Annotated in this window: 17 protein-coding genes, 3 tRNA genes and 1 pseudogene; 12 read left to right on the forward strand and 9 right to left on the reverse strand. The window is 72.5% G+C overall.

Features of this window, described 5'->3' with window-relative positions:
* The 5 genes and pseudogenes from JHAT_RS23810 to JHAT_RS23830 all read left to right on the forward strand — a co-directional run.
* Window positions 1-229, forward strand: a pseudogene (locus JHAT_RS23810) (DNA polymerase III subunit gamma/tau); the annotation flags it as partial.
* A 223-nt stretch (window positions 230-452) separates the two neighbouring features.
* Window positions 453-1,730: a phosphoribosylamine--glycine ligase gene (purD, locus tag JHAT_RS23815; RefSeq protein ID WP_077800298.1), complete on the forward strand. Its 1,278-nt coding sequence runs from the start codon at window positions 453-455 to the stop codon at window positions 1,728-1,730.
* Between the two features lie 290 nt (window positions 1,731-2,020).
* Window positions 2,021-3,937, forward strand: a complete 1,917-nt coding sequence (locus tag JHAT_RS23820; RefSeq protein WP_077800299.1) for a hypothetical protein — start codon at window positions 2,021-2,023, stop codon at window positions 3,935-3,937.
* Window positions 3,938-4,150: 213 nt separating this feature from the next.
* The gene (locus JHAT_RS23825) at window positions 4,151-5,650 is read left to right on the forward strand and encodes a N,N-dimethylformamidase beta subunit family domain-containing protein (RefSeq protein WP_077800300.1); all 1,500 of its coding nucleotides are present in this window, start codon (window positions 4,151-4,153) and stop codon (window positions 5,648-5,650) included.
* A 135-nt stretch (window positions 5,651-5,785) separates the two neighbouring features.
* Window positions 5,786-6,682, forward strand: coding sequence for a phosphoribosylaminoimidazolesuccinocarboxamide synthase (locus JHAT_RS23830; RefSeq protein WP_077800301.1), 897 nt, complete (start codon window positions 5,786-5,788; stop codon window positions 6,680-6,682).
* A gap of 50 nt (window positions 6,683-6,732) precedes the next feature.
* Here the strand turns inward: JHAT_RS23830 and JHAT_RS23835 are convergent.
* From JHAT_RS23835 to JHAT_RS23870, 8 genes are all read right to left on the reverse strand, one after another.
* Window positions 6,733-6,808: transfer RNA gene (locus tag JHAT_RS23835), tRNA-Gly, on the reverse strand.
* Window positions 6,809-6,842: 34 nt separating this feature from the next.
* Entirely contained in the window at window positions 6,843-7,457 is a 615-nt protein-coding gene (locus JHAT_RS23840) for a response regulator transcription factor (protein WP_077800302.1), read from the reverse strand.
* Entirely contained in the window at window positions 7,454-8,713 is a 1,260-nt protein-coding gene (locus JHAT_RS23845) for a sensor histidine kinase (RefSeq protein ID WP_077800337.1), read from the reverse strand. Before JHAT_RS23845 ends, JHAT_RS23840 begins: the two co-directional genes overlap by 4 nt.
* Window positions 8,714-8,757: 44 nt before the next feature.
* Window positions 8,758-9,573 (reverse strand): ABC transporter permease, encoded by an 816-nt coding sequence (locus tag JHAT_RS23850; RefSeq protein ID WP_077800303.1) that lies wholly within the window; start codon window positions 9,571-9,573, stop codon window positions 8,758-8,760.
* Window positions 9,570-10,541, reverse strand: coding sequence for an ABC transporter ATP-binding protein (locus tag JHAT_RS23855; protein ID WP_077800304.1), 972 nt, complete (start codon window positions 10,539-10,541; stop codon window positions 9,570-9,572). Before JHAT_RS23855 ends, JHAT_RS23850 begins: the two co-directional genes overlap by 4 nt.
* Before the next feature lie 148 nt (window positions 10,542-10,689).
* Window positions 10,690-10,762: transfer RNA gene (locus JHAT_RS23860), tRNA-Gly, on the reverse strand.
* Window positions 10,763-10,842: 80 nt separating this feature from the next.
* Window positions 10,843-10,914, reverse strand: a tRNA-Gly gene (locus tag JHAT_RS23865).
* A 188-nt stretch (window positions 10,915-11,102) separates the two neighbouring features.
* Window positions 11,103-11,420, reverse strand: a complete 318-nt coding sequence (locus tag JHAT_RS23870; protein ID WP_077800305.1) for an Lsr2 family protein — start codon at window positions 11,418-11,420, stop codon at window positions 11,103-11,105.
* A gap of 340 nt (window positions 11,421-11,760) precedes the next feature.
* Between JHAT_RS23870 and purS the strand changes: the two genes are divergently transcribed.
* From purS to purM, 7 genes are all read left to right on the forward strand, one after another.
* A complete protein-coding gene (gene purS / locus JHAT_RS23875) occupies window positions 11,761-12,033 on the forward strand; it encodes a phosphoribosylformylglycinamidine synthase subunit PurS (RefSeq protein WP_077800306.1) in 273 nt (90 codons plus the stop codon).
* A complete protein-coding gene (gene purQ, locus JHAT_RS23880; RefSeq protein ID WP_077800307.1) occupies window positions 12,030-12,710 on the forward strand; it encodes a phosphoribosylformylglycinamidine synthase subunit PurQ in 681 nt (226 codons plus the stop codon). Before purS ends, purQ begins: the two co-directional genes overlap by 4 nt.
* Window positions 12,707-14,965, forward strand: a complete 2,259-nt coding sequence (purL, locus tag JHAT_RS23885) for a phosphoribosylformylglycinamidine synthase subunit PurL (RefSeq protein ID WP_077800308.1) — start codon at window positions 12,707-12,709, stop codon at window positions 14,963-14,965. The genes purQ and purL overlap by 4 nt, the downstream gene beginning before the upstream one ends.
* A 384-nt stretch (window positions 14,966-15,349) precedes the next feature.
* A complete protein-coding gene (locus tag JHAT_RS23895) occupies window positions 15,350-16,147 on the forward strand; it encodes a maleylpyruvate isomerase family mycothiol-dependent enzyme (RefSeq protein ID WP_077800310.1) in 798 nt (265 codons plus the stop codon).
* A 36-nt stretch (window positions 16,148-16,183) separates the two neighbouring features.
* Window positions 16,184-16,972, forward strand: a complete 789-nt coding sequence (locus JHAT_RS23900; RefSeq protein WP_077800311.1) for an META domain-containing protein — start codon at window positions 16,184-16,186, stop codon at window positions 16,970-16,972.
* Between the two features lie 62 nt (window positions 16,973-17,034).
* Window positions 17,035-18,561: an amidophosphoribosyltransferase gene (purF, locus tag JHAT_RS23905; protein ID WP_077800312.1), complete on the forward strand. Its 1,527-nt coding sequence runs from the start codon at window positions 17,035-17,037 to the stop codon at window positions 18,559-18,561.
* Between the two features lie 47 nt (window positions 18,562-18,608).
* A complete protein-coding gene (gene purM / locus JHAT_RS23910; protein WP_077800313.1) occupies window positions 18,609-19,676 on the forward strand; it encodes a phosphoribosylformylglycinamidine cyclo-ligase in 1,068 nt (355 codons plus the stop codon).
* 83 nt (window positions 19,677-19,759) lie between these two features.
* On the opposite strand, the gene JHAT_RS23915 is transcribed toward purM, so the two are convergent.
* The gene (locus JHAT_RS23915) at window positions 19,760-20,008 is read right to left on the reverse strand and encodes a DUF3073 domain-containing protein (protein WP_077800314.1); all 249 of its coding nucleotides are present in this window, start codon (window positions 20,006-20,008) and stop codon (window positions 19,760-19,762) included.
* Window positions 20,009-20,205: the final 197 nt, after the last annotated feature.

Raw genomic sequence — 20,205 nt, forward strand, 5'->3', positions numbered from 1 at the left:
CGGCTCTCCCGCCGCTCCCCCCGCGTACGGTTCGGCGGCCCCGGCGTCCGCCCCGGCGGCCGGTCCCGCTCCCCGGCCCGCGGCGCCCGAGCCGCCGCCCCCGGTCTCGCCGGAGGACGACATCCCGGAGGACGACGACCCGGACCTCGACGAGTCGGCCCTCTCCGGGAAGGACCTGCTCGTACGGGAGCTGGGGGCGACGGTGGTGGAGGAGATCGCGCACGAGTAGGCGCCGCACGCCGACCCGAGCACGACCCGGTGACCCGAGCACGACCCGGTGACCCGAGCACGACCCGGTGACCCGAGCACGACCCGGTGACCCGAGCACGACTCGCGGCCCCGGACACGACCCGGCGACGGGCGCCGACTGGAGAAAGCCACAAGTCGTCCCCGGCCGCGTCTTCGGAAGCCCGCACAAGGCACCCGGGCCCGTTCCCATTAGGCTGGCCCCCGTGAAGGTCCTTGTCATCGGCGGCGGCGCCCGCGAACACGCCCTGTGCCGTTCCCTGTCCCTCGACCCCGACGTCACCGCGCTGCACTGCGCACCCGGCAACGCCGGCATCGCCGAGGTCGCCGAACTGCACCAGGTCGACGCCCTCGACGGCGCGGCCGTGACGGCACTGGCCACCGGGCTCGGTGCCGACCTGGTCGTGGTCGGTCCCGAGGCACCCCTCGTCGCCGGGGTCGCCGACGCCGTGCGCGAGGCGGGCATCCCGGTCTTCGGCCCCTCCGGTCAGGCCGCGCGGCTCGAGGGTTCCAAGGCCTTCGCGAAGGACGTGATGGCCGGCGCCGGGGTACCCACGGCCCGCTCGTACGTCTGCACGACCCCGGCCGAGGTCGACGCGGCCCTCGACGCCTTCGGCGCCCCGTACGTCGTCAAGGACGACGGGCTCGCCGCCGGCAAGGGCGTCGTCGTCACCGACGATGTCGAGGCCGCCCGGGCGCACGCGAACGCCTGCGAACGCGTGGTCGTCGAGGAGTACCTCGACGGTCCCGAGGTGTCCCTCTTCGCCGTCACCGACGGCGTGAACGTGCGCCCGCTCCAGCCCGCCCAGGACTTCAAGCGCGCCCTCGACGGCGACGAGGGCCCGAACACCGGCGGCATGGGCGCGTACTCGCCGCTGCCGTGGGCCGACCCCAAGCTCGTCGACGAGGTCGTGGAGAGCGTGCTCCAGCCGACCGTGGACGAGATGCGCCGCCGCGGCACCCCGTTCTCCGGCCTGCTCTACGCCGGCCTGGCGATCACCTCGCGCGGCGTCCGCGTGATCGAGTTCAACGCCCGTTTCGGCGACCCCGAGACCCAGGTCGTGCTGGCCCGCCTGAAGACCCCGCTCGCCGGTCTGCTGATGGCCGCCGCCACCGGCAACCTCGCCGACCTCGAACCCCTGCGCTGGAGCGCGGACGCGGCCGTCACCGTGGTCGTCGCCTCCCACAACTACCCCGGCACCCCGCGCACCGGCGACCCGATCACCGGCCTCGACGAGGTGGCCGCCGAGGACGCCCCGCACGCCTACGTCCTGCACGCCGGCACCCGGCGCGAGGGCGACGCCGTCGTCAGCGCCGGCGGTCGCGTCCTGTCCGTCACGGCCACCGGCGCGGACCTCACCGAGGCCCGCGACCGCGCCTACCGGGCCGTCGCCCGCATCGGCCTCGACGGCTCCCAGCACCGTACGGACATCGCGGCGAAGGCGGCGGCGGACGCGGCGGCGCAGGGCACGACGGGGGCCTGACCGCCCCGGCGGGCACGCGCTCCGCACCCGGCCCGACAGGCCCCGGCTCCCTCCCAGGAGCCGGGGCCTGACCCTTGCTGTCCGTCATCCACCTTTCCCCAAAGCCATTCCATCGAGTGACCGATGCGCCATACGGCTGACGGGCGCCGAGGCCCCAACTAGGGTGCCGCGCAAGCGTTCCGGCACTTGGCCCACCGGCATTGCGATGTCAGTGGCGGGTGCCACAGTGGGGGAGTGAGCAACAGCGACAGCGCAGTCCCCGGGCGGCGAGGAGGGGGTGAGGTCCGGTCGTGACCGGTATCGGTGGTGTGGAGACGGGCGCGCAGGCCGCGCGCTCCCGGGCGCTGGCCGTGCTGCGCGTCCGCAGCCGGGCGCTGGCCGTCGCCCTGCTGCCCGCCGCCGCCGCGGTGATCCTGCTCGCGGGCGGTTCCACCGGCCGCCTCGTGGGTGCCGGCTGGGACGCCGCCCGCTGGACGGTGTCCGCGCTGGCGCTCCTCGTCCTGGCGGCCGCCGCGGGGGTCGCCCTGGTCGTCGCCCGCGCCCGGCCCGCCATGACCCCGACGGTCCCGATCGCCGAGGAGTCGGCGCCGGACCTCTACCGGATGGTGCGCGACCTCGCCGACCGGCTCGAGGTGCCCGCCCCGTCCGCGATAGCGCTCACGCCGGACTGCGACAGCTGGCTGGAGGACCGCACCCACCCCGCCCACGGCCCGCCGCCCGGGGAGCGGCGCGGCGACGTGGCCGGTCCGGGCGGACCCGGCCCCCACCGGGGACCCGCCGCGCCCGTCCTCGTCATCGGTTCGCCCTTCCTGTGGTGGATGCGCGTGGGCGAGCTGCGCGCGGTCCTCGCCCCGGTCGTCGCCGGCACGGGACCGTCCGCGCACCCCGACATAGCCGCCGCCCGGCGCTTCATACGGGGCCTGGACGCCGCGGTCGCGGTGGCCTCGACGCGGAACCGCCGCCTGCCGTCCCGCGTGGTGTGCGCGGGCCTCGGACAGGTGTCCCGCCTGCTGCTGCGCAGCTGTCGCGTCCACGCCGCCGAGATGGAACGGGGGGTCGCGGCGGCGGCCGCCGAGCGCGCCCAGGCCGTGGACTACGGGCTGCGGATCGTCGCCCAGGAGCAGGTCGGGCTGGCGTACGCGGGCTGGGACCGGCTGCTGACGCGGGTGGCGCTGCCCGCCTGGCGGATGGGCCGCTGGCCCGCCCGGCTGGACGTGGGCGTCGTCGCGGCGCTCACGGAACTGTCCCGCCGGGACCGCCTGGCCGAGGGCTTCACCTCACGCCTGGGCGAGCGTCCCGCCTGCGACCTGCTGGAGGAGCCCGGGCTGATCGACGAGGCGGTCTCGCTGCTCGCCGCGCGCCTCTTCCACGGGGGACCGGCGGAGACCGGACCGGACTGGGCGCCGGTGGGGTGGGACGAGTATCCGGAGGAGGTCGTCGACCGGACCTGGCGCGCGGACGCCGCCCGCCTCCACCGCGTCCTGGACGCCCTGGGCGTCCGCCGCACCGCCGGGGGCGCCGCCCCGGGCGCCGACGGCCCCACCCTGGCCCGCGTCCTGGACCACCTCGCGGACCGGCCCGCCCCGGCGCCGTCCGCCCCGTCGGCGGACCGGGAGGAGCACGGGGCCGGGGCCGGGACGCGGCCCGTGACGACGGGGACGGGACCCCGGCCCGTGCCGGGGACGGGAGACCCGACCGGGACCGGTGCCGAACCGGGCGTCCACACCCCCGTGCCCCCCACCGGCCCCCACCACGCACCCGGCGACGACGAGGACGACCTCGCCGGCGCCACCCCCCGGGGCGCCGCCCTGGCCGCCGGGCTCAGCGCGCAGCTGGCCCGCGAGGAGGCCGGAACGGCCGGGGCCCCGGCCCCCGCCTCCGGAGCGGCCGTGGGACGGACAGGGCCCGACAGCGCCCTCTGGGACGACCGCGCGCTGCCCCTCCTCCCGCTCCAGCCCCCGCGCACCGGCCGCGAGGTCCTCACCGACCACATCACGGCGATGGTGTGCTGCGCCGCGATGGACACCGCCGGGGCCACCCCCGGCCTGGACTGGCTCGACGGCCCGTCCCTCCTGGTCGACGGCGTCCGTGCCGCGGACCTGGCCCCCCGCGTCCGCAGCCTCGTCGAGACCGGCGACCCGGCTCCCCTGCGCGCCTGGCTGACGGAGCTCGGCATACGCGCGGAGAAGCCGGTACGCCTGGTCTGAGACCGCCCGGCCCACCGGGAACACCCACCAGGACACCCACCGGGTCCCGCACCGGGCTCCCTGGATCCGGACTCCTTTGTTCCACTTTCGGTCACTTCGCGACGAACAGTGACAGCACGCGCGCCACATGTGATGTGCTGGGACCGATCGCGCACATGGCAAAGGCGTTCGTCATACGCACGACCACGGGGACACGAGGGAGGGGGCGGTCCCATGGGGCCCGAGCACATCCGCCGCTGGGAGTCGGGGGCACTCGCGCACGCCGTGACGGATCCCTTCGGCCAGGGACCCGTGCCCTGGCTGCGCGGCGGTGAGACCTACTTCGACGACACCGGCCAGGTCGTCCCCTGGTACGTGGACACCGAGCTGGACCCGGCCGGGACCGGAACGGGCCGGCGGAGCCCCGAGCGGCGCTCCGGCACCGGAGGTCCCCGAGCCGCCGACGACGTCCGCCGCCAGATCAAGGGCTTCACCGCCACCGGGGCCGTCGCACCCGGCGAGGCCATCGACTTCCACGTCACCGTCGACCCGCCGCAGGAGTTCGGCGTCGACGTCTACCGGATCGGCCACTACGGCGGAGACGGCGCCACCAAGATCACCACCAGTCCCCGCCTGTCCGGCATCGTCCAGCCCCCGCCGCTCACCGCCGACCGCACGGTCTCCTGCCACCACTGGTGGCTGTCCTGGCGGCTGCAGATCCCGTCGTACTGGAACATCGGCGCGTACGTCGCCGTCCTGACCACCGCCGACGGCTACCGCTCCCACGTCCCCTTCACGGTCCGCGACGACCACCCGGCCGACCTGCTGCTGGTCCTGCCCGACATCACCTGGCAGGCGTACAACCTCTACCCGGAGGACGGCCGCACCGGTGCCAGTCTCTACCACGCCTGGGACGAGGAGGGCCGGCTGCTCGGCGAGGCCGACGCCGCGACGACCGTCTCCTTCGACCGCCCCTACGCGGGCGCCGGCCTGCCCCTGCACGTCGGCCACGCCTACGACTTCATCCGCTTCGCCGAGCGCTACGGCTACGACCTCGCCTACGCCGACGCCCGCGACCTGCACTCCGGCCGCGTCGACCCGACCCGCTACCGGGGCCTGGTCTTCCCGGGCCACGACGAGTACTGGTCCACGGCCATGCGCCGCACCACCGAGCAGGCCCGCGACCACGGCACGTCCCTGGTCTTCCTGTCCGCCAACACCATGTACTGGCAGGTGGAGCTGTCCCCCTCCCCCTCCGGCGTCCCCGACCGCCTGCTGACCTGCCGCAAGCGCCAGGGCCCCGGCCGGCCGGTGCTGTGGCGGGAGATCGACCGCGCCGAGCAGCAGCTCCTCGGCATCCAGTACGCCGGCCGCGTCCCCGAACCCCACCCGATGGTCGTCCGCAACGCCGGCCACTGGCTCTGGGAGGCCACCGGCGCCCAGGAGGGCGACGAGATCGAGGACCTGGTCGCCGGCGAGGCCGACCGCTACTTCCCGCGCACCCCGCTCCCCGAGCACGACGAGCGGGTCCTGCTCGCCCACTCCCCGTACACCGACGTCCACGGCGTCCGGCGCCACCAGGAGACGTCCCTGTACCGGGCGCCGTCCGGCGCCTGGGTCTTCGCGTCCGGGACGTTCGCCTGGTCCCCGGCCTTGGACCGCCCGGGCCACGTCGATCCGCGGATCCAGCGGGCCACCGCCAACCTCCTGGACCGCATCTGCAAACGCGACTGACCCCGTCCGCGCCCACCCCGGACGCGGCCCGGCAGCCAGATACGGGAGAATCGACGCACTTGGCCCTCCCGTCTCCCACCACCACCCTGTGGGAGCCCTACGGGCGCCCCTTTTGTTCGACCACGGGGAGGAACCGTGTCCGGATTCGTCGAAAAGCCCGAGCCGCTTGAGGTTCCGGGTCTGGTGCACCTGCACACCGGCAAGGTGCGCGACCTGTACCAGAACGAGGCGGGCGACCTCGTGATGGTCGCCAGCGACCGCATGTCCGCCTACGACTGGGTGCTGCCCACCGAGATCCCCGACAAGGGCCGGGTGCTCACCCAGCTCTCCCTGTGGTGGTTCGACCAGCTCACCGACCTGGTCCCGAACCACGTCCTGAGCACCGAGCTGCCCGAGGGCGCCCCCGCCGACTGGCAGGGCCGCACCCTGGTCTGCAAGTCGCTGCGGATGGTCCCCGTGGAGTGCGTGGCCCGCGGCTACCTCACCGGCTCGGGCCTGGCCGAGTACGACGAGTCCCGCACCGTCTGCGGCCTCGCCCTGCCCGAGGGCCTGGTCGACGGCTCGGAGCTGCCCGCCCCGATCTTCACCCCGGCCACCAAGGCCGAGGTCGGCGAGCACGACGAGAACGTCTCCTACGAGGAGGTCGCCCGCCGGACCGGCGCGGACACCGCGGCCCGCCTGCGTCAGGCCACCCTGGCCGTCTACTCGCGAGCCCGGGACATCGCCCGCGAGCGCGGGATCATCCTGGCCGACACCAAGTTCGAGTTCGGCTTCGAGGGCGACGAGCTCGTCCTCGCCGACGAGGTCCTCACCCCGGACTCCTCCCGCTTCTGGCCCGCCGACCAGTGGCAGCCGGGCCGCGCGCAGCCGTCGTACGACAAGCAGTTCGTGCGGGACTGGCTGACCTCGGCGGAGTCCGGCTGGGACCGGAAGAGCGAGCAGCCCCCGCCGGCGCTGCCGCAGCAGGTCGTGGAGGCGACCCGCGCCAAGTACGTCGAGGCCTACGAGCGCCTGACGGGCGTGCGCTGGTAGGACACGGAGACACGAAGAAGCCCCCGGCCGTGACCGGGGGCTTCCTCATGTGGAGCGAACGACGAGGTTCGAACTCGCGACCTCAACCTTGGCAAGGTTGCGCTCTACCAACTGAGCTACGTTCGCCTGCGCCGCGGGCTTCGCCGTGGTGCGGTAGCCACTATACCCAACCACGCTCCCGCGCGAGGCGCACTGCCGCGTGCCGGTTCTCCGCGCCGAGCTTCGTGACGGCCGACGACAGGTAGTTCCGTACCGTCCCCTCGGCGAGCGCGGCCCGCTCGGCGATCTCCGCGACGGGCGCCCCGTCGGCCGCGTGCTCCAGCACCTCGGCCTCCCGCGCGGTCAGCGGCGAGTCCCCGGCGGAGATCGCGTCCGCGGCCAACTCCGGGTCGACGTAGCGGTTTCCGGCGTGCACGGTGCGGATCAGCTCGGCGAGCCGCTGGGCGCTGACCGTCTTGGGGACGAATCCGCGCACACCCGCCGCGAGCGCCCGCTTCAGATGTCCGGGCCGCCCGTGACTGGTCACGATCAGCACCTTGCAGCCGGGCAGTTCGGTGCGCAGGGATGTGGCGACCTTCACACCGTCCGCGCCGGGCATCTGGAGATCCAGCACGGCCACGTCCGGCGCGTGCGCCCGCGCCATCGCCAGGGCCTCCGGGCCGGTGGCCGCCTCGGCGACCACCAGGAGGTCGTCCTCCAGGGAGAGCAGGGCGGCCAGCGCGCCCCGGATCAGGTGCTCGTCGTCGGCGAGCAGGACGCGTACGGGGTCCGTCACGACGCCGCCTCCAGCACGGTTCCGGCGGCCAGGGGCAGCGGCACCTCGGCCGTGAGCCGGAACACGCCCCTGCCGACGGGTCCGGCCTCCAGCGTGCCGTCCACGGCGGACAGCCGTTCCCGCAGCCCGGCGAGCCCGGAACCGACGGAGGCGCCGACGCCTCCGGACGCACCGGGGGAACCCGCCGTCTCCGGCACCCCGTCGTTCTCCACCGTCAGCACCACACGCCCCTCCGACGACCGCACCACCACGGCACACGTCCCCGCGTCCCCGTGCCGCAGCACGTTCGTGGTCGCCTCGCGCACCACCCAGCCGAGCGCCGACTGCACCTCGGCGGGCAGCCCGGCCGTGTCGCCGCGCACCTCGCAGTCGATCCCGGCCGCGCCCAGCACGCCCCGGGCACCGGCGAGTTCGACCTCCAGGTCGGCCTCCCGGTAGCCGCGGACGACGTCGCGGACCTCCCGCTGCGACTCCTGCGCGATGCGCTGCACCTCGATCATCTGTTCCACCGCCTCGGGCCGTCCGCGCCGGGACAGCTGTACGGCCAGCTCGCTCTTGAGGGCGATCACGGCCAGGTTCCTTCCCATCACGTCGTGCAGGTCGCGCCCGAAGCGCAGCCGTTCCTCGGCGACGGCGAGCCGGGCCCGGGTCTCCCTGGCCTCGTCGAGCGTGTAGACCGCGTCGAGCAGCCAGACGGAGAAGACCGAGGTGAAGGCGAGGAACCCGCCGCCCAGCAGCACGAAGCACGCCACCATGAGCGAGGTGAGGTCCGGCCTGCCCAGCGGGAAGGACACGGCGCCGGCGCCGAGCGCGAAGCCGACGACGACGGCGACCACCCGGCGCCGGTTGCGCACGCCGAGCGTGATCATGCCCGCGCCGAAGCACAGCACGCCCCCGAAGACCTCCCCCGCCACGGATTCCACGTCCGGCCCGCCCGGTCCGCGCTCGGCGAGACCGATCGCGCCGACGGCGCTCGCCGCGGTGAACGCGGTGAGCGCCCACAGCAGCCGGACGGGCTGCGGACGCCGGCCGCGCGTCCAGTCCAGCGCCCGCGAGGCGACCAGCGCGCAGAGCGCGGAGTGCGCGGCGATCAGCAGGGCCAGCCCGGTCGCGAGCCGCGGCTCGATCCGACCGAAGTTCGACACCCCCAGCACGAGGAACTCGATGAGCCCGAAGAAGTGGAACGACCACCGCGTGTACGTCTCCACCTTCGCCGGCGTGCTCTTCCGCCGCCACCAGTGCCGCGGCCTGCGCATCTCCCCACCCACCTCGCCCTTCCCGGCCCGGACCCGCCCGTACGTCAGCGTCGCGGTTCCCAGCGGAACCACCGCCGTACAGCAAACACCGCGAGCACCGTCCAGGCCACCGCCGCGGCGAGCGCGCCCAGGGACTCGGAGGCCGACAGGTCGCCGGTCCAGCCGCCGCGCACCAGGGTGACGACGGGGGTCAGCGGCAGCAGTTCGCAGACGGAGGCCAGCCGGTCGGGCAGCAGTTCCAGGGGGAGGAACAGGCCGGAGCCGAACATCGAGACGAACGTCAGCGGCAGCGGCGTCACCTGGGCGCTCTCGCCGGTGCGGGTGAAGCTCGCGGTGACCGCGGCGAGCGTGGCGCACATCACCAGGCCCAGCAGCAGGCCGACGATCGCGAGGTGGGGTGCGGGCGGGGCGGGCAGGTCCAGCAGGGCGAAGCAGCCGGCCGCGAGCAGCAGGCTCTGCACGAGCCCGCTGAGGACGGCGGGCATCGCGGACCCGCCGAGGATCTCCACGTCCCGCAGCTCGCCGGTGCGCAGCCGCTTGAGGACGAGTTCCTCGCGCCGGACGACGAAGACGCCGACGAGGGCCGAGTAGACGGCGAACAGCAGGGAGAAGCCGATCGCGGCGGGCAGCACGAGCGTGCCGGTGGTCAGTCCGGCCTCGTCGAGGTCCATCTCCTTGGACGCCGAGTACACGCTGAACGGCAGCACCAGCGGCACGAACAACGCGGCGAAGACGGTTCCCTTGTTCCGTCGCAGCAGGGTGAGTTCGGCGCGGGCGAGCGCCGTCATCCGGCTCGTGGGCGTGGTGGCCGCGGGCCTTCCGGCGCGCGGCGCGGGCGTCTTCGTGTCCGTGGCGCTCATGCCGCGTACTCCTTCGTCGTCGTGGCCCCGGCCGTCCTCGTGGACGCCTCCTTCGCGATCCCGAGGAACGCCTCCTCCAGGGACGCCGACCGCACGTCCAGGCGGCGCAGTTCCACCCCGGCCCGTTCGGCCCACACGAGCAGCCCGGTGGCCGCGCGCTGCAGTTCGCGGGTGCGCAGCCGGACGAGCCGGCCGTTGGTCTCGTGACCGCTCACGCCCAGTTCGCCGAGCGGCGGCAGGTCTCCCGGGAGGTAGCCCTCCGGCAGCTCGAAGGAGATGCGGGAAGGCTGCGCGGCGGTCACCTCGTCCGGGGTGCCGGTGGCGGCGATCCGGCCCTCGTGCATGATCGCGAGCCGGTCGGCGAGGTTCTCGGCCTCCTCCAGGTAGTGCGTGGTCAGCAGCACCGTCGTCCCGCCGTCGCGCAGCGCGCTCACCAACTCCCAGGTGGCCCGGCGGCCTTCGGCGTCCAGTCCGGTGGTGGGCTCGTCGAGGAAGAGCACCTCCGGGTCGCCGAGCAGGGCGAGCGCCAGGTCCAGGCGGCGCCGCTGGCCCCCGGACAGCTGCTTCACCCGGACGCCGGCCTTCGTCTCCAGCCCGACCAGGTCCAGCACCTCCGCCGGCGGCCGCGCCCCGCTCACGCACCCCGCCCACATCCGCGCGGTCTCGGCGACGGTCAGCTCGGAGGGGAAGCCGCCCTCCTGGAGCATCACGCCGGTGCGGGGGCGTACGGCGGCCCGCTCGGTGTACGGGTCGTGCCCGAGGACGCGCACCCGCCCGCCGGCCGGTGCGGCGAGGCCCTCGAGGAGTTCGACCGTCGAGGTCTTGCCGGCCCCGTTGGTGCCCAACAGCGCGAAGACCTCCCCGCGGCGCACGGAGAAGTCGATCCCGCGCACCGCCTCGAACCCGCCCCCGTACACACGCCGCAGGTCGGTGACCTCAATCACGTGTTCGTGTCCGTTTGCTCGCATGCTCCGAGCATCCCGGCGCCGGGGACCGTGCGTCAGTGCGAACCGTCATCACCCGGAATGACAAATGTCAGACGGCGCTCCGCTACCCCGTTCCGCCCCGGGCCGTACGAAAAGACCCCGGTCCTGGAGGACCGGGGTCTGATTCCCGAGCGGACGACGAGGCTCGAACTCGCGACCTCAACCTTGGCAAGGTTGCGCTCTACCAACTGAGCTACGTCCGCATTGCCCCCGACCAGCTCTCACTGATCGGTGCGAGCACCAGCCTACCTGATCGACTTGCGTGATCGGTACGGCGATGCAGAGCGGGTGACAGGAATTGCACACTGCGCCTTCCCCCTGGAAGGGGGATGTTCTACTACTGAACTACACCCGCATGTTCCGTGAGCTGGGCTTTTTCGGCCTCGCCCCTCGGCGTGCTCCAGACTTTAGCTGATCACCCGGGGTGCTGCGCAAGTCGGGTGCCACGGGGAGGGGCTGAGCGACCGTCGGTGATCCGCGCGGGACCGCCGGCCGCCGTACCGCGGGCACCGGGCGGGCGGGGCGGCCGCCGGCCGCGACCGCTCACTGCGCCTCGGCGAACGCCTCGTAGACCTTCTTCGGGATCCGGCCCCGCGCGGGCACGTCCATCCTGTTCGCCTGGGCCCAGGCCCGGACGGCCGCCGGATCGGGCGCGACCTCCGTCTGCCGGTACGCCTTCCCGGACCGCGCCCGCTTCCGGCCCGCCGACACGTAGGGCTCGAGAGCCTTGCGCAGTTCCCGGGCATTGGCTTCGTTCAGGTCGATCTCGTACATACGGCCGTCGACTCCGAAGGCGATCGTCTCCGCCGCTTCCGAGCCGTCGATGTCGTCGAAGAGGGTGACCACGACACGCTGCGCCACGAATATCGGTCCCTTCGTGCGGCACCTCCGTGATGACGTGCCAGGACACCACGATGATGCCGACTGTTCGCCTGCAATTGGGCAAAGTATCGGCTAATGACATTTCATTTGTACAGTGCCCGGCATTGAAATGGGAAGCCCGACTAAATCTCCCCGCGTGTCCGCCGCGCAATAGACATCGACGGCGGTTCCGGGATCTTTTCCAAAGCTTTTCGCCCGGAGCTCCCGCCGAAGCCCGGCCGTGATGGGGGTCACGTACTTTCCTCCAAGGCTACGCGCGTAGAAATTTTGTGCGGGTAGTCTGAAGGAACCTGCTCAGCACCACACACCGGGAGTGCCAGTGGCACGCGTCGTAGTCGACGTCATGCTCAAGCCGGAGATCCTCGACCCCCAGGGCCAGGCGGTGCAGCGCGCACTGCCGCGACTGGGTTTCGAAGGGATCTCGGACGTCCGCCAGGGAAAGCGTTTCGAACTGGAAGTTGACGGGCCGGTCGACGAGGCCGCCCTCGCCCGCATCCACGATCTTGCGGAATCCTTCCTCGCCAACACCGTGATCGAGGACTTCACCGTCAAGGTCGAGTCCGAGGACGTTGTCACGGAGGCTGTGAAGTGACCGCTCGTATCGGCGTCGTCACTTTCCCCGGCAGCCTCGACGACCGGGACACGCAGCGCGCGATCCGCGTCGCCGGCGCCGAACCCGTGGCGCTCTGGCACAAGGACAAGGACCTCAAGCAGGTCGACGCCGTGGTGCTGTGCGGTGGTTTCTCCTACGGCGACTACCTGCGCGCCGGCGCCATCGCGCGCTTCTCGCCGGTGATGGACACCGTCATCGACCAGGCGAAGGCCGGTCTCCCGGTGCTCGGCATCTGCAACGGCTTCCAGATCCTCACGGAGGCCCACCTGCTGCCCGGCGGGATGCTCGGCAACGACCACCTGCACTTCATCTGCCGCGACCAGAAGCTGCGCGTGGAGAACGCGGACACCTCCTGGACCAGCGACTACAGCGCCGGCCAGGAGATCCACATCCCGCTGAAGAACATGGACGGCCGCTACGTCGCCGACCGGCGCACGCTGGACGAGCTGGAGGCCGAGGGCCGCGTCGCGTTCCGTTACGTCGACTTCAACCCCAACGGCTCGCTCAACGACATCGCCGGCATCACCAACGCAGCGGGCAACGTCGTCGGCCTGATGCCGCACCCCGAGCACGCCGTCGAGCCCCTGATCGGCACCGGCCGCACCGACGGCCTGCCGTTCTTCACCTCGATCCTCAAGAAGCTGGTCAACGCATGAGCCGGACGCCTCTGGACACGGTCGAGCACGCGGCCGCGACCCCCGACGTCGAGCTGCCCTGGGCCGAGCTGGGCCTGAAGAAGGACGAGTACGAGAGGGTCGTGGAGATCCTCGGCCGCCGCCCCACCGGGGCGGAACTGGCCATGTACTCCGTGATGTGGTCCGAGCACTGCTCGTACAAGTCCTCCAAGGTCCACCTGCGCCAGTTCGGCGAGAAGGCCCCCGAGAACGACGCGATGCTCGTCGGCATCGGCGAGAACGCCGGCGTCGTCGACGTCGGCCAGGGCTACGCGGTCACCTTCAAGGTCGAGTCGCACAATCACCCGTCGTACGTGGAGCCCTACCAGGGCGCGGCCACGGGTGTCGGCGGCATCGTCCGCGACATCATCGCCATGGGCGCCCGCCCGGTCGCGGTCGTGGACCCGCTGCGCTTCGGCGCCGCGGACCACCCCGACACCAAGCGCGTGCTGCCCGGCGTCGTCGCCGGCATCGGCGGCTACGGCAACTGCCTGGGCCTGCCCAACATCGGCGGCGAGGTCGTCTTCGACGCCTGCTACCAGGGCAACCCGCTGGTCAACGCCGGTGCCATCGGCGTCATGCGGCACGAGGACATCCACCTCGCGAAGGCGTCCGGCGCGGGCAACAAGGTCATCCTCTACGGGGCCCGCACCGGCGGCGACGGCATCGGCGGCGCCTCGATCCTGGCCTCCGAGACCTTCGACGACGCCAAGCCGTCCAAGCGCCCCGCCGTCCAGGTCGGCGACCCCTTCCAGGAGAAGCTCCTCATCGAGTGCACCCTGGAGGCCTTCAAGGAGAAGCTCGTCGTCGGCATCCAGGACCTGGGCGCCGCGGGCCTGTCCTGCGCGACCAGCGAGCTGGCCTCCAACGGCTCCGGCGGCATGCGCGTCACCCTGGACGACGTGCCCCTGCGCGACTCCACGCTCTCGCCCGAGGAGATCCTCATGAGCGAGTCGCAGGAGCGCATGTGCGCGGTCGTCGAGCCGGGCAAGGTCGACCGCTTCCTCGAGATCTGCGAGAAGTGGGACGTCATCGCCACCGTCATCGGTGAGGTCACCGACGGCGACCGCCTGGAGATCTACTGGCACGGCGGCAAGATCGTCGACGTCGACCCGCGCACGGTCGCGCACGAGGGCCCGGTCTACGAGCGCCCCTACGCCCGCCCCGACTGGCAGGACGCCCTCCAGGCCGACGACGCGAACAAGCTGCCCCGGCCGCAGTCCGGCGAGGAGCTGAAGGACCAGGTCCTGAAGCTGGTGTCCTCCCCGAACCAGGCGTCCAAGCAGTGGATCACCCAGCAGTACGACCACTTCGTGCAGGGCAACACCGTCCTCGCCCAGCCCGAGGACTCGGGCATGATCCGCGTGGACGAGGAGAGCGGCCTCGGCGTCGCGATCGCCACGGACGGCAACGGCCGGTACGCCAAGCTCGACCCGTACACGGGCGCGCAGCTGGCGCTGGCGGAGGCGTACCGCAACGTCGCCACCACCGGTGCGAAGCCCCTCGCGGTCTCCGACTGCCTGAACTTCGGCTCGCCGGAGGACCCGGCGGTCATGTGGCAGTTCGCCGAGGCCGTGCGCGGTCTGGCGGACGGCTGCCAGCAGCTCGGCACCCCGGTGACCGGCGGCAACGTCTCGCTGTACAACCAGACCGGCGAGGCCGCCATCCACCCGACCCCGGTGGTCGCGGTCCTCGGCGTCATCGACGACGTGGCCCGCCGCACCCCGGTCGCCTTCCAGGAGGACGGGCAGCTGCTCTACCTGCTGGGCGACACCCGCGAGGAGTTCGGCGGATCGGCCTGGTCCCAGGTGATCCACGACCACCTCGGCGGCCTGCCCCCGAAGGTCGACCTGGAGCGCGAACGGCTGCTCGCCGAGATCCTGATCTCCGCCTCCCGCGACGGCATGGTCGACTCCGCGCACGACCTGTCCGACGGCGGCCTGATCCAGGCGGTCGTCGAGTCGGCGCTGCTCGGCGGCAAGGGCGCGCGCCTGGTCGTCCCGGACGGGCTCGACGCCTTCACCTTCCTGTTCTCGGAGTCGGCGGGCCGCGCGGTCGTCGCCGTCCCGCGTTCGGAGGAGCTCCGCTTCACCGACATGTGCGGCGCGCGCGGCCTGCCGGTGACCCGCATCGGCGTGGTGGACGGCGACGCGGTGGAGGTCCAGGGCGAGTTCACCCTGCCCCTGACCGACCTCCGCGAGGCCCACGAGGGCACGATCCCGGCGCTGCTGGCGTAGCCGTACGCTCGCCGCGAGAAAGGTCCCGTCCGGTTGCTTCCGGACGGGACCTCGTCGTTTCAGCGGACGTAACTCCCCAGGATCTCGGTGTCGAGTTCGATGCCGACCGGGTCGGGGAGGACCACCGTCTCTCGGGAGCGGCGGACGCGATCGTCTCGAACTCGTCCACCGACATCTGAGACGTGCGCTCGGCCATAACCGTCATGTCGCCCCTCCTCCCAGGCGCGGACCAGTGTCTCCGTCCCGCGGCGCTCCGGGGCGGGTTTCCCCGTCAGACACACGTACGAGTAACGGTCGCCCCACGTGCACCACGCCAACTCCTGCGAACCGCACGGCCACTTCCGGCCCCCCCCACCGGGCGCCGCGTCCGCATAGGCTCCCTGCATGCCGCCCGCCAGGAGACGCCCCCGCACCTACGACCCCGCCCGCACCCGTGCCGCCGTGTTCGCCCAGTTCGGGCACGTACGGGCGGCCGTGCGCACCCTCACCCCCGAGCAGCTCGCACTGCCCACCCGCCTGGGCGACTGGACCGTACGGGACCTGGTGGCGCACATCGGGATGGCCCTGACCGCCCTGCACCGTGCCGTGGACCGGCCCGCCCCGCCCCGGCAGGACGTCCAGGTCGTCGAGTGGCCCTTCGCCACCGCCGGCGACTCCGCCGCGATCGACGACTTCACCCGCAGGCTCGCCGCGGACCACCCCGACCTCGACGCCCACCTCGCCGGCATCGAGGAGAGCCTGCGGGCGCTGCTCGCCGAGCACCCCGGCAGCCGGCTCCTGGAGACCAACGCGGGCGCCCTGCCCCTGGACGACTACCTCGTCACCCGCACCGTCGAACTCGTCGTCCACACCGACGACCTCGACGCCGCCGTGCCCGGCCTCGACATCCCCCACGACCGGCAGGCCCTGGCCGCCGCGACCCGGCTGCTCGCCGACGCGCTCGCCGTGAAGGCGCCCGGCGGGTCGACGGAGGTGCGGGTACCGCCGTACGCCGTCGTGCAGTGCGTCGAGGGCCCCCGGCACACCCGCGGCACCCCGCCCAACGTGGTCGAGACCGACCCGCTGACCTGGATCCGGCTCGCGACCGGGCGGCTGGCCTGGAAGGACGCCGTGGCGGAGGCGAAGGTGAGCGCGAGCGGCGAGCGGGCCGACCTCGGAGGACTGCTGCCGCTGATGAGCTGACGGGAACCGGATCCTCCGAGCCTCCGTCGAATCGGCATGTACAGGCAGAAGCAGCAGCGCAGCAGCACCCTGACCGTGATGGTCGTCGCCGCGCTCGTCCCGCTCGCGGCGGCCTGCGGCAGCCAGGCGGCGGACGGCGGCAGCGGCTCCGTGGGCGCGGACCGGCCCTTCACCGGCATCCGGTGGAGCATCGACAGCGTCACCGTCGACGGCACCACCCACCGGGCACCGGACACCGCACGGGTCCGGATCGACGACGACGGGGAGGCGGCCGGCAGCACCGGCTGCAACACCTTCGGCGCCCGCGCCGACGTCGACGGCGAGCGCGTCCGGTTCAGCGACGCCGCGTTCACGGAGAGGGGCTGCGAGAAGACCTCCATGGACTTCGAGAAGTCCCTCGGCCGCGTCCTCGCCGGCGGTCCCCTCACCGCCGACACGGCGGACGACCGCCTGACCCTCACCACCTCCGCCGGCGACGCGGTCCGTCTCAGCAGGCCCGAGGACGCGCCCCTGTACGGCACGGAGTGGACCGTCACCGCCCCCGCCGGGCAGGGCCGCGCCCACCTCACCTTCGACAAGGAGGCGGGCACCGTCTCCGGCCGCCTCGCCTGCAACCACGTCGAGGCCGGGGCCACCGTCCGCGACGGACATATCACCCTCGGCGCTCCGGTCACCACCCGAATGGTGTGCGAAGACTCACTCATGGACGCCGAGAAGAGGACGCTCCACCTCTTCGAGGGCCGCGTCGCCTACCGGATCGATCACGAAACCCTGACGCTGACCAGCGAAGACGGCACCACCGTCCGGGCCGTGGCCGGCGAATGAGCCGCAGGTGAACCGGGATCCCCAATTCGGACCAGTGGTCGATCTCGCCTACACTCGGAAACGTGCCACGTGGTGACGGTCGACTCAATCACGATCTACTCCCCGGCGAGAAGGGCCCCCAGGACGCTTGTGGCGTCTTCGGTGTCTGGGCTCCGGGCGAAGAGGTCGCAAAGCTCACGTACTTCGGGCTCTACGCCCTCCAGCATCGGGGCCAGGAATCCGCGGGAATCGCGGTCAGCAACGGCTCCCAGATCCTCGTCTTCAAGGACATGGGCCTCGTGTCCCAGGTCTTCGACGAGACCTCGCTCGGTTCGCTCCAGGGTCACATCGCGGTCGGTCACGCCCGCTACTCGACCACCGGCGCGTCCGTGTGGGAGAACGCCCAGCCCACCTTCCGGGCCACCGCGCAGGGCTCCATCGCGCTCGGCCACAACGGCAACCTCGTCAACACCGCCCAGCTCGCCGAGATGGTCGCCGACCTGCCCAAGCAGGAAGGCCGCTCCACGCGGGTCGCGGCGACCAACGACACCGACCTGCTGACCGCGCTCCTCGCCGCCCAGGTCGACGAGGACGGCAAGCCGCTGACCATCGAGGAGGCCGCTCACACGGTCCTCCCGCAGGTCATGGGCGCCTTCAGCCTGGTCTTCATGGACGAGCACACGCTCTACGCCGCCCGCGACCCGCAGGGCATCCGCCCGCTGGTCCTCGGCCGCCTGGAACGCGGCTGGGTCGTCGCCTCCGAGTCCGCCGCCCTCGACATCTGCGGCGCCTCCTACGTCCGCGAGATCGAGCCGGGCGAGTTCGTCGCCATCGACGAGAACGGCCTGCGCACCTCGCGATTCGCAGAAGCGAAGCCCAAGGGCTGCGTCTTCGAGTACGTGTACCTGGCCCGCCCGGACACCGACATCGCCGGCCGCAACGTCTACCTCTCGCGCGTCGAGATGGGCCGCAGGCTCGCGAAGGAGGCCCCCGCGGAGGCCGACCTCGTCATAGCGACCCCGGAGTCCGGCACCCCCGCCGCCATCGGATACGCCGAGGCCTCCGGCATCCCCTTCGGCAACGGCCTGGTGAAGAACGCCTACGTGGGCCGCACCTTCATCCAGCCCTCGCAGACCATCCGCCAGCTCGGCATCCGCCTGAAGCTGAACCCCCTGAAGGAAGTCATCAAGGGCAAGCGGCTGGTCGTCGTGGACGACTCCATCGTCCGCGGCAACACCCAGCGGGCCCTGGTCCGCATGCTCCGCGAGGCCGGTGCCGCCGAGGTCCACATCCGGATCTCCTCCCCGCCCGTGAAGTGGCCCTGCTTCTTCGGCATCGACTTCGCCACCCGCGCCGAGCTCATCGCCAACGGCATGAGCATCGACGAGATCGGCACCTCGCTGGGCGCCGACTCCCTGGCGTACATCTCCATCGACGGCATGATCGAGGCGACCACCATCGCCAAGCCGAACCTGTGCCGCGCCTGCTTCGACGGCGAGTACCCGATGGAGCTCCCCGACCCCGAGCTGCTCGGCAAGCAGCTCCTGGAGACCGAGCTGGCCGCCGGGCCCGCCGGCACGGCCGCCGCCGACGCCATCCGTCGCCCGTAGCCGTCCGTCCGCAATACCTGCCGTACGACACAAAGGTTCTCATCGTCATGCCTGACACAACTGGTGCCAGCTACGCAGCCGCGGGCGTCGACATCGAGGCGGGCGACCGCGCCGTCGAGCTCATGAAGGAATGGGTCAAGAAGACGCAGCGGCCCGAGGTCCTCGGCGGCCTCGGCGGTTTCGCCGGCCTCTTCGACGCCTCCGCCCTCAAGAAGTACGACCGCCCCCTGCTGGCCTCGGCCACGGACGGCGTCGGCACCAAGGTCGACATCGCCCGGCAGCTGGGCGTCTACGACACCATCGGCCACGACCTGGTCGCCATGGTCATGGACGACATCGTGGTGTGCGGCGCCGAGCCGCTGTTCATGACCGACTACATCTGCGTCGGCAAGGTCCACCCCGAGCGGGTCGCCGCGATCGTCAAGGGCATCGCCGAGGGCTGTGTCCTGGCCGGCTGCGCCCTGGTGGGCGGTGAGACGGCCGAGCACCCCGGCCTGCTCGGCGAGGACGACTTCGACGTCGCCGGCGCCGGTACGGGCGTCGTGGAGGCCGACCGGCTGCTCGGCCCGGACCGTATCCGCAAGGGTGACGCGGTCGTCGCGATGGCCGCCTCCGGGCTTCACTCGAACGGGTACTCACTCGTCCGCCACGTGCTGCTGAACGAGGCCGGCCTGGCCCTGGACGCGCACGTGGACGACCTCGGCCGCACCCTCGGCGAGGAGCTCCTGGAGCCGACGAAGATCTACTCGCTGGACTGCCTGGCCCTGACGCGCACCACCGAGGTGCACGCCTTCAGCCACGTCACCGGCGGCGGACTCGCGGCCAACCTGGCCCGCGTGATCCCCGACGGCCTGCACGCCACCGTCGACCGCTCCACCTGGACCCCGGCCCCGGTCTTCGACCTCGTCGGACGGACCGGCAAGGTCGAGCGCCTGGAGCTGGAGAAGACCCTGAACATGGGCGTCGGCATGATCGCCGTCGTGCCCCAGGAGTCCGCCGACGTGGCGCTGGCGACCCTCGCCGACCGCGGCGTCGACGCCTGGGTGGCCGGCGAGATCACCGACCGCGGCGACCACAGCACGGGCGCCACGATGACCGGCGACTACGCCCGCTGAGCCGAGACCGGCACGGCGATGCGGGTAGCACAGAACCCGGTCGGTGACCGAAGTCACCGACCGGGTGAGTGTTCAGTGCAGGGTCAAGCGCCGCGACGATGCTGCGGGGACTGGCCGTCCTCGTCCTCGTCGTCCTCGTAGAGGTCGGCGTACTTTGCGTACAGCTCGTCGTCCTGCTCATCGTCCTCGAACCGCCCGCCGTTAGGCGGTTGCGGACTCGACGTCGATGCGCCCAGCTCCTCGGCCAGGCGGGAGAGATCAGTCCCACCGCTGTTGTACTTCAGCTGGCGGGCGACCTTCGTCTGCTTGGCCTTGGCCCGGCCGCGCCCCATGGCTCGACCCCCTCAACGACGGGGCTCGACGGCCCCAGAGTCTTGACACGCGTTCATGGTCCGGAACGGGCTCTCCGCGGAGAGACCGGTCCGTAGGGCTTCCACGGTACCTGAGCCCACGCCCATACGGTACGTCGCCCGCAGGACGTGGCTACGCCCAGGACCTTCGAGGCGCCCCGTCCTCGCTGGTCAACGGC

It is taken from the genome of Streptomyces sp. JHA26, from assembly GCF_002005565.1.
Taxonomy (GTDB): Bacteria; Actinomycetota; Actinomycetes; order Streptomycetales; family Streptomycetaceae; genus Streptomyces.

Coding starts and splice junctions, on each gene's coding strand:
- JHAT_RS23825 (WP_077800300.1), top strand. CDS start 4,151: ATGGGGCCCGAGCACATCCGCCGCTGGGAGTCGGGGGCACTCGCGCAC.
- JHAT_RS23845 (WP_077800337.1), bottom strand. CDS start 8,713: ATGCGCAGGCCGCGGCACTGGTGGCGGCGGAAGAGCACGCCGGCGAAG.
- JHAT_RS23850 (WP_077800303.1), bottom strand. CDS start 9,573: ATGAGCGCCACGGACACGAAGACGCCCGCGCCGCGCGCCGGAAGGCCC.
- JHAT_RS23855 (WP_077800304.1), bottom strand. CDS start 10,541: ATGCGAGCAAACGGACACGAACACGTGATTGAGGTCACCGACCTGCGG.
- purL (WP_077800308.1), top strand. CDS start 12,707: ATGAGCCGGACGCCTCTGGACACGGTCGAGCACGCGGCCGCGACCCCC.
- JHAT_RS23895 (WP_077800310.1), top strand. CDS start 15,350: ATGCCGCCCGCCAGGAGACGCCCCCGCACCTACGACCCCGCCCGCACC.
- JHAT_RS23900 (WP_077800311.1), top strand. CDS start 16,184: ATGTACAGGCAGAAGCAGCAGCGCAGCAGCACCCTGACCGTGATGGTC.
- purM (WP_077800313.1), top strand. CDS start 18,609: ATGCCTGACACAACTGGTGCCAGCTACGCAGCCGCGGGCGTCGACATC.
- JHAT_RS23915 (WP_077800314.1), bottom strand. CDS start 20,008: ATGGGGCGCGGCCGGGCCAAGGCCAAGCAGACGAAGGTCGCCCGCCAG.